The organism is [Flexibacter] sp. ATCC 35208 (assembly GCF_001975825.1).
Lineage (GTDB): Bacteria > Bacteroidota > Bacteroidia > Chitinophagales > Chitinophagaceae > Chitinophaga.
The window spans coordinates 1-8,510 of sequence record NZ_MTKN01000123.1; the positions used below are offsets into that span (position 1 = coordinate 1).

An 8,510-nucleotide genomic window follows, 5' to 3' on the forward strand; every position below is an offset into this window, starting at 1 on the left:
AGGTACCCCCGGAGGGAAAACTGATAAGCACCTTCACCTGACTTTTATTCCTGCTAAATGAGCAGGTACTATTGTGAGCACTGTCCAGAAATGACAGCATCTGTTGCATGGGGTTCGTACCTACTTCACCTGGTGTACTGCTGGCGAGATACATAACCTTATCTTCTTTGAAGAGGACGATATTGTACTTGCTATTGTGGATGGTTTCTGTGCTATCCAATATACTGTGGTAGTTAGTCCCATCTATTTCAACAGTACCCCGCATACTATCCAGCAAGGTTGCTGGTGTATGTTCATTCGCATAGGTATACAGTATATAATAGCTTGTGGGAACTGTAATAATCCTGTCCTGCACCTGTCGTACCAACTGTATGACTTTGGCAATCGCAGCAGTATCCTGTGCACATACGGGGCAGGAACAGATAGCCATTATTATCAATAGAATTATTCGTCTCATTTCTTTACTTTTTTTGATAATAGAATTTCATCTGCCATTTTTCACGACGTCTATTTTGCAGCCGGAACAGGTATGATTGTCCACTGGAAATATTTTTATCACTACCAAAATCAACTTCTAACAGGTTCATACCTGGCTTAACGGAGAGCGTACCTGTTTTTACAATCTTCTGGGAAGCATTGAGGGAAACAATTTCATAAATAACGATGCTATCATTTGCATCATTTGTGTAACCACATTGAAATGCACCCGAACAGTTAATGGCAGAACCATCTATTTCCTTTTTCAATTGCACATATGCATATTTCACAGCCGCTACAGTATCAGTAGTAACAGGTTTGATTTTAAATGTCCAGACATCTGTTTGTGCAGAGAAAGTATTTCCATTGTTTGCCGTCACCGTCCAGGCATATGTTTTAGAAGTATCCAGTGTTACTGCTGATACCGGATAGTTCAGGAACAAATCTTTATAGTACACACTCCGGTATACAGGGATATTTGCTTGTATGGCTTCAGCAGCAGATTGCCCTGTGTGTAGTTCAACGACGGTAAATGTATAATTCAGGTCACTATAGATGGTGATAGGTGTCGGAGGCAACCAGATAAACTGTGGCAGGTTGCCTTCCACGACACTTTCATCTGCAGGACTATTTAATAATGGTGGACTTACCGGCTCTACCGTGAAGGGTAAACAATCTTCTGCCAGCAGAGTATTCACTTCGCCTGATTCCTGGAATAAACTGTAACAGGCAATATAATTCCCGGCAGTGAGCAGACCATTTGCATTCCTATCTGCCGCAACAGAAAGATATTCATAGGTTACAGGAGAGACATCGCCTGCCTGTAGCTGTTTTGCCCCTTTATTCAGCAAAATGGAACGGGATACTCCTGTTAATACCGGTTGATTCGTTTCTGCATCTGTGACACGTAATTCAACAAACACATTCATGGAAGAAGATGCCGATACCAACAGGATATTCCATAACTGCGCTTTTTGTAGTACGCCTGTCGGGGGTAACTGCACCGTCATACTGACCTGTGCATTGGTTTGAATGGATAGCCATAATAATGCTATAATGATGTAGCTTTTCATTTAAAAGGTTTTTGTATAGGTGAGCCTTCCTGTATTATTTGAAACCAGCTTCTTTTCTGTGCCGGGAATAAATCCTTTGTCTGCCATCATTTCCAATTGTCCCAGGTAGGGAATCATCACCCTGAAATTGCCTGTATATCCTACTTTACTGAGGTCATACACAGATTGATAACTATACTTCAATCCCCCTCCTATTTCCAGCCATTTAAATGCTTTGAACTGTACACTGCCATTTACACCGTATAGATCGTATTCCCCATTCATGGCAGCAGAACCGGTGCTTTGTACAGTAAAGCGCCCGAGGAACATCGTATGGTTGAGAAGTATGCTATTTGTATTGTAATAGACATAACTACTGTCATCCATCTTATTATAAAACCTGGTATATGAGAGCAGGGTATTCATCATGATTCTTTTTATTTTGTAGAAGTGGCTGACAGTGCCTACCATGGTATAGAAGGTATTCTCGATATAGGAACCGTCGCTCAGCTTTGTGAGCTGAGAGCTGGGGTAATAACCCAGGCTGAATACAGGGTAATGTTTAATACTCAATGTAGCCTGGATGGTTTTGTAAATAATATTACTCTGATAGTTAGCCTGTTGGTAAGAGGTGTTATAATCATTACGACGCACGGATGCAGTGACCATCAATTTCTTTTTAAAGAAAGACTGATCCACACGTATAGACCAGGCGATTTGTTTAGCGCCTGTAGTATATAAACTAAAAGACTGGAAACCGGCCCCCAATACTTTGTATACACCTGTCAGTTTTGTGTGGGTTTTAGTGATCAAACCATTGGCAGATAATGAATACGCCAGGTTGCGATGTTCACTAAATCTCAGCATACTTCTGACTTTAGTATCATCATCAGTAATCTGGTAATAAGGTAGCGATGATTTTGCTACTTCCCCCGTCACGTAAACGTTCTTACTGATCTGCCAACGGCTTTCTACAGCCATCCCCATTATATTATAATCAGGCGTGGTACTGTCAGTACCGGTACGCTGATTATAGAGTTGTTTCTTTCCTCTGAAAAAAGAAACATAAAGGTGATTCCCTTCTTTCATACCATAGCCACCTCTGATCATAGTAAGGTATTGACCAGGCGAGCCATTGTATACCACATAATTCCGGAAACGGTAGTCAATCGTACCTGCTGCAAATGCCACGTAATATCTGGGGTTATACTCAACCTGTATACCCTGGATACTGATGGATTTGGCGGTGAGTTCAGAATAATCAGCAAGGGCACGACCTATTGAAAGCTTACGAATAGCCAGCAATGTTTTATAGCCTTTGGGCAGAACGGAATCCGGAAGATTCATACTATTTAATTGTGCGGAGAGTTCCGCATTATTCCGGCTAGCTGATATCTTTTGCACCATATCACCTTTTAAATTCCCTACCTGTAACTGATGCGCATGATAACTACTATCCATTTGCTGCCATCTTTTTTGCAGACTGTCAAGCTGTTGTTGCCTGGCAGTATATTGCGATTCAATACTGGTATCGGAGAGTAGTCTATTACTACAAGGCTCTCTGATACCAGCCTTGTAGCGTAAATTAATATTGGGTATAGATGGGATAACAGGAATTCCTGACAAAGAATCATTGTGTTTACCATATAATTCTTTTTCCTTTGCCTCCACCAGTCGTTGTAAAACAGCCGGAGAAGATAACCAGCTTTTCAACTGGCTGAGTTCTTTTTCCTTTGCATCCAGCAGGGCTTTCTCATCCATTAATTCCTTTAATTGTTTGATACGGGATACATCCCGGTTCTTTAGTTTTTGAATTAACAGGTTACGAAAGTCGCGGTTGGTATATTGTATACTAAATCCTGTGATGTTACGGAACAGTGATGAGTTACCTTGTGTAGTAGAAAAGGCGACATGAACAGGATATTGATCGCGGATTGTAAGATCCATCCATGTAGACAAGGTATGCTGATACACATCTTTCTGCTGATATGGCGTATCAATTTTCCCCTGGTAGTAATAATCATACATCACATTGCCATGTACTACCAGGAATGGTTTACGAGGTGGTTTATGCCATAGGGTAGTATCATAACGTTTGTCGGGGAATACGGGTAGCAGACGTATATCTTTCCCTGTATCTGTTGCAAGCAGATATGAAACCTGGCCGGAGGATTGTCTTATACCACGGGGGAAAACAACAATAGTGCCTTTGCCGGGAGCTCCGGGAAGGGTCGTACTTCGTTGTAGTTGCGCGTAGGTATTCAGGCTCCGCACAATGAGGAGAAATAATATAAAATAATAAGTCTTCAACCTGTATTAAACAGTTGGTAATAAAATAGAAATAGACCTTAAGTATTATGATTTATAATACAGCACTATTTGGGTGGGTATTGTCCATTAACAAAGTAAATTTATAACATAAGGAAAGTTTATACGTCCACATTAATAAGTATACGGGTAAAGTAGCATAACAACAGGCTAAATAGATGAGTACAAAATTACTCAAATAATAAGCAATACAAAATAAATCCAAATAGAGAAAACGCCGATCGGACGACAAGAAAAGGCGAATCGTGGAAAGCAGAATTTCCCCATTACAACTAAATGGAGCGCCTGTATCTTTTGATACAGGCCATTCCGTTTTGATTCATAATCCCTAATAACCTTATTACTGGCAAGGATTGGTCCAGTACACCGGATCAGACCATGCCTCCCCACAGCTGGACGTAGCCTGCACCTGTAAACGATGCTGTACGCCACAATTACCAACCGGGATCACATCGATATCACCAGAACTGGTTGAGTTTTTCAACACACAATCTACATACCAGGTAAAATTACCTGCCGCATAATTGTTTACTGAACAACTAATACCATAATAAGGATAAGGTATCATTACCCTGGTAGCCACTACTGAAGAACCACCAGGTGCCAGAGATAATAAGTGGCGCAACAGCTACCGGGTAAAGCCTGCAGCCACTGGAGGTCAGTCATTAACGTCAATCAAAAGACAAGGGGCCTTCAAATTTATCAATTCGAAAGCCCCTGTTAAATTTGCAAAATTATTACACCATTGCTCATTGCTGAAAAGCCTAAGCCACAGGCCTAAATTCTTCACTTTTCTAAAAACTATTACGCCATCGCGTAAACTTCTTCATTGATGAAAAGCATTACTACATCTGCGTAAACTCTTCACTTTTCTAAATTCACCTACGCCACAGGCGCAAACTCTTCCGCCTTCCAGGTCGCCATATTCTCATAATTCTTATACCTCAAAGTCATCAACTCCTGCGCCAATCCCATCAACCTTTTCGCCTCTGTAGGATTCGCTGCCGCCAGCGCCTTATACCTCGTCTCATTATAAGCATAATCCGTAAATGATACCGCTGGTCTTGGTGAATCCAACACAAACGGATTCTTCCCGTCTCTCTCAATGCCGGATTATGGATTATACCTGATCAATGGCAAATACCCACTTGATACCGCCAATTGCTGCTGTGTCAATCCCTGCTCCATATCTATACCATGCGCTATACAATGACTATATGCCAATATTAAAGACGGTCCTTTATAAGCCTCTGCCTCACGCAATGCCAGCAAGGTTTGCTGTGGATTTGCCCCCATCGCTATCTGCGCCACATACACATTACCATAAGAAATCGCCTGCATCGCCAGATCCTTCTTCCCTACCTTCTTACCCGCTGCTACAAATTTCGCGATCGCTGCTGTTGGTGTCGCCTTTGACATCTGTCCACCCGTATTGGAATATACTTCCGTATCCAACACCAACACATTCACATTACGGCCTGTAGACAACACATGATCCAACCCGGAAGAACCAATATCATACGCCCATCCATCACCACCTATCAACCACACACTCCTCTTCACAAGATGATCTGCTACCGCCAACAATTGTGCCGCCAGCGCATTCCACGCAATGAATGCAATTTCTGTTTCAACACGCCTACCCTTTCCCTTTGCGCTGCAATCTGTGATTCCAATTGCTGTGGTGCATGCAAAAGATCCTCTACGAGTACATCATTTTCCAGCACTGGTTGCAATGCCACCAACAATGTCTGCGCTATCTCCTACTGCTTATCTGTCGCCACACGCATACCCAATCCAAACTCCGCATTATCTTCAAAAAGGGAATTTGCCCATGCCGGGCCACGCTTATCTTTATTCATTGACCACGGTGTTGTAGGCAGGTTACCACCATAAATAGAGGAACAACCTGTGGCATTTGCCAACAGCAATCTATCACCTTAACTGCGTCAGCAACTTCACATAAGGTGTCTCCCCACAACCGGAACATGCTCCTGAGAACTCAAATAACTGCTCCAGGAACTGCGCCCCTCTCACTGTAGAGAAATCCAGCTCTGCACAATTATTCACAGGCAAACTCTCAAAGAACTTAATATGTTCCCGACCTTCTTCCAGTGAAGGCTTAGGCGCCATATTAATTGCCTTCTTAGAAGCATCTTTGATATCTACTGCCGGACAAGCCTGCTTTTAAATCAAAAAAGTTATCCACCGAAATTGCCTTAATATGCATTTGATGTAAAAATTGGTATGGTCCTAGTTTTTCGCCATAATAGGTGGCGTATAAGCAGATTCGATAATTATCGGTTATAAACCCAGAAAAATGACTTTTTTGCTGTTTTACACCTTGTTTTACACCTTTCTCACAACAAGCTGATTATCAAACACGATTCAAATCGCATTCAGGCAACTACTCAAAAAGAGAATCTTTTTTAAACCGCTGAGAAATTCATTTTCAGCGGTTTATTTTTTTAGGTTGTAGCCTCTCAAAAAGTCGAATCTTCGTTTTTTTGATACTTTATTACTACTTCTTCTTTATATCTATTTAATCGTCAAACTCTCTATCGCACCCTGTTCTTTTGATGCTGTTACTTTTCATCTCATTAGCGTTGTATTGTTTTACACTTTTATTTACGCTTTTGGGGTAATCTGAAAACAGAATCACTTAATCAATGCTGATCAATCTATCATTTTAACGAAATTTGTATTGCATTAGCGCAAGAAAGGAGGCCTTCATGGAAATACCTGTTTTTCGTCCCGTATATAATTGGCGAAATCATATTAAGCCAAACAGGCGCTATAAAATTCACATCCGGTACGTATTGGCCCTCCAATGCAACTTTTGAGGAAACACTATCTTTTGCAAAAGTAAAACAGCTGGACAATATTGCCAGCTGCCCCAAAATATTAACCCCGACTGTTGGATCAAATCTAAACTATTACAAATCATACCCCATTGGGAACCATACCCCTCTAGCAACTGGACTTAACATATTTGAGACTGTAAAATTTCCTGTGTAAATGGCCTATGGTGGTGGCCTATCTCAATAGGCCCCAAAACCGGGGAAGGCGCTGCTGCCGCGCCATTCCCCCCTCCCCATCCCGGCAGGGTTTCAAACAATGGGGAAGGGGTTTACACAAAATATTTTACGCCTTATGTTTTTCTACTAAGTCTTTAAATGCATAAAGCAAGAATTCTAATTTATTTAAATCTCCGGCACCAAAATATTTTTTATCCTTACCCTTATAGTAATACCAATCATCTTCAGTATTTTCTATTACATCTGTTTCCATCTCCAAGCTTTCTAGTTCTGTATCAGTCAAGTCAATTGTAACATACCAACCAGGATTATCAAGGGTACCAATTTTTACTCCATACATATGTTCCCAAGATCCATTACAATTAGAAGTCATCCATTGTGAAATCCACGAAAGTATTTCTGACATAACAATATTATATTTATTATTAAATTGATCCTGGAATCAAAAATCTGTTATTTTTAGGGAATTCAGACGGATCTGCAGACCTGGCTGTGGAGAGCAACGTATACAGAGAGATTATAGGCAAGTATGAGCGTGGGGATGCTACGCCATTCATCGATTTCGCAAAACGGATTGCTGACGCACTGGGCGTATCACTGGATTACCTGGTGGGTGAAGGGATTAACGCTCACTTTGATAAAAAAACGCTGCAACGTATCCAGGACATTGAGAAGCTCGATGAGGATACTAAAGAGAAGGTGTATTTCCTTATTGATAACATTATTCAAAATACTAAGGCTAAAAAAGCCTTTAACTCATAAAGAAGCCGCAGGCAATCACCTGCGGCTTTTGTAGTATCTCAGTTAGCCTTTAATACAGCCTTTATATGTTTCCAACGGATGAATTGTGTTATTAAAAGGGATATAACACCAGCTATAAATATTCCCTGCCCGTATCTAACTGCCCAATAAGTAAAGGGGCTACCTATAATTAACCATTCAATCAGTAGCTTTACTCTGAGATTGCTTGTTTTTTTAACTATAAGTAGTAAATCAAGTATTACTAATAATAATATTAACAACACCCAAAAAACAAGTCCGTACAAGCAAACTAATATTAAAGCGGGAAGTACCGACTGGAATACGTTCCTTGATACATTTGTATCAATTAGATTTAAGACAATAGCATATAAAAAAACTGCTATAAAAACACCTATAATATTAATCCAATTTGTCTTGATAATTTTCATATTTTACTACTGAACTGTTGGTTTATTTTGGTTCATCTTATTCCAATCCGTTATACTATAAGTTTTGTTCCCTTGTTGAACTCCAGTAAAAACACCCTTATCATCCATAGTTACTGTAAAATTTGCTGACATCATTGATCTATTATTATTGCCAGGCAGACTTGTATATGGATTACCATTTGCTGCACTTACACCTATAAATAAACAGTAGTTGTTGTATTGTGCCATAATTTATAAAAAGTATCGATTTTATTCAAATCTTCGATAAAAAAGTTCGATTGCCCCCCAGCTGGCCTAACACTAAAAAAGAACCTTTTTACAACCAGCATGACACACTTATTCTATCTTCATGACTCGCATACTCAAGGCGTATTTCCCGGTATTCATCCATAAAAATAGCCTTTTCATATTTTTCTACATTTATT

Annotated in this window: 11 protein-coding genes; 1 reads left to right on the top strand and 10 read right to left on the bottom strand. The window is 40.4% G+C overall.

The genetic code is table 11. The annotated features are described in order from the left end of the window. The 8 genes from BW716_RS33830 to BW716_RS33855 all read right to left on the bottom strand — a co-directional run. Positions 1-457: hypothetical protein (locus tag BW716_RS33830; protein ID WP_143709198.1), on the bottom strand; the 457-nt coding region annotated here is incomplete at its 3' end. Positions 458-461: 4 nt separating this feature from the next. Beyond that, positions 462-1,550, bottom strand: coding sequence for a hypothetical protein (locus BW716_RS33835; protein WP_083730478.1), 1,089 nt, complete (start codon positions 1,548-1,550; stop codon positions 462-464). Further along, positions 1,551-3,839, bottom strand: coding sequence for a hypothetical protein (locus BW716_RS33840; RefSeq protein WP_083730479.1), 2,289 nt, complete (start codon positions 3,837-3,839; stop codon positions 1,551-1,553). A 358-nt stretch (positions 3,840-4,197) separates the two neighbouring features. Then, on the bottom strand, positions 4,198-4,482 hold the full coding sequence (locus tag BW716_RS33845; RefSeq protein WP_083730480.1) for a hypothetical protein: 285 nt from the start codon (positions 4,480-4,482) through the stop codon (positions 4,198-4,200). Between the two features lie 257 nt (positions 4,483-4,739). Next, entirely contained in the window at positions 4,740-4,937 is a 198-nt protein-coding gene (locus BW716_RS37935; RefSeq protein WP_220388896.1) for a hypothetical protein, read from the bottom strand. Positions 4,938-4,970: 33 nt separating this feature from the next. After that, entirely contained in the window at positions 4,971-5,534 is a 564-nt protein-coding gene (locus tag BW716_RS37940) for a thiamine pyrophosphate-dependent enzyme (RefSeq protein ID WP_306460915.1), read from the bottom strand. 258 nt (positions 5,535-5,792) lie between these two features. Continuing rightward, positions 5,793-5,990: a hypothetical protein gene (locus tag BW716_RS37945; protein WP_220388898.1), complete on the bottom strand. Its 198-nt coding sequence runs from the start codon at positions 5,988-5,990 to the stop codon at positions 5,793-5,795. 1,011 nt (positions 5,991-7,001) lie between these two features. Further along, the gene (locus BW716_RS33855; protein ID WP_083730481.1) at positions 7,002-7,301 is read right to left on the bottom strand and encodes an immunity 53 family protein; all 300 of its coding nucleotides are present in this window, start codon (positions 7,299-7,301) and stop codon (positions 7,002-7,004) included. Positions 7,302-7,387: 86 nt separating this feature from the next. Here BW716_RS33855 and BW716_RS33860 point away from each other — a divergent pair, with 86 nt between their 5' ends. Continuing rightward, positions 7,388-7,657, top strand: coding sequence for a helix-turn-helix domain-containing protein (locus BW716_RS33860; protein WP_235644009.1), 270 nt, complete (start codon positions 7,388-7,390; stop codon positions 7,655-7,657). Between the two features lie 38 nt (positions 7,658-7,695). Here the strand turns inward: BW716_RS33860 and BW716_RS33865 are convergent, their stop codons facing one another. Both BW716_RS33865 and BW716_RS33870 read right to left on the bottom strand, forming a co-directional pair. Further along, complete coding sequence (locus BW716_RS33865) at positions 7,696-8,085, bottom strand: hypothetical protein (RefSeq protein ID WP_083730483.1); 390 nt, start codon at positions 8,083-8,085, stop codon at positions 7,696-7,698. A gap of 6 nt (positions 8,086-8,091) precedes the next feature. Further along, entirely contained in the window at positions 8,092-8,313 is a 222-nt protein-coding gene (locus BW716_RS33870) for a hypothetical protein (protein WP_083730484.1), read from the bottom strand. Positions 8,314-8,510 lie beyond the last annotated feature (197 nt).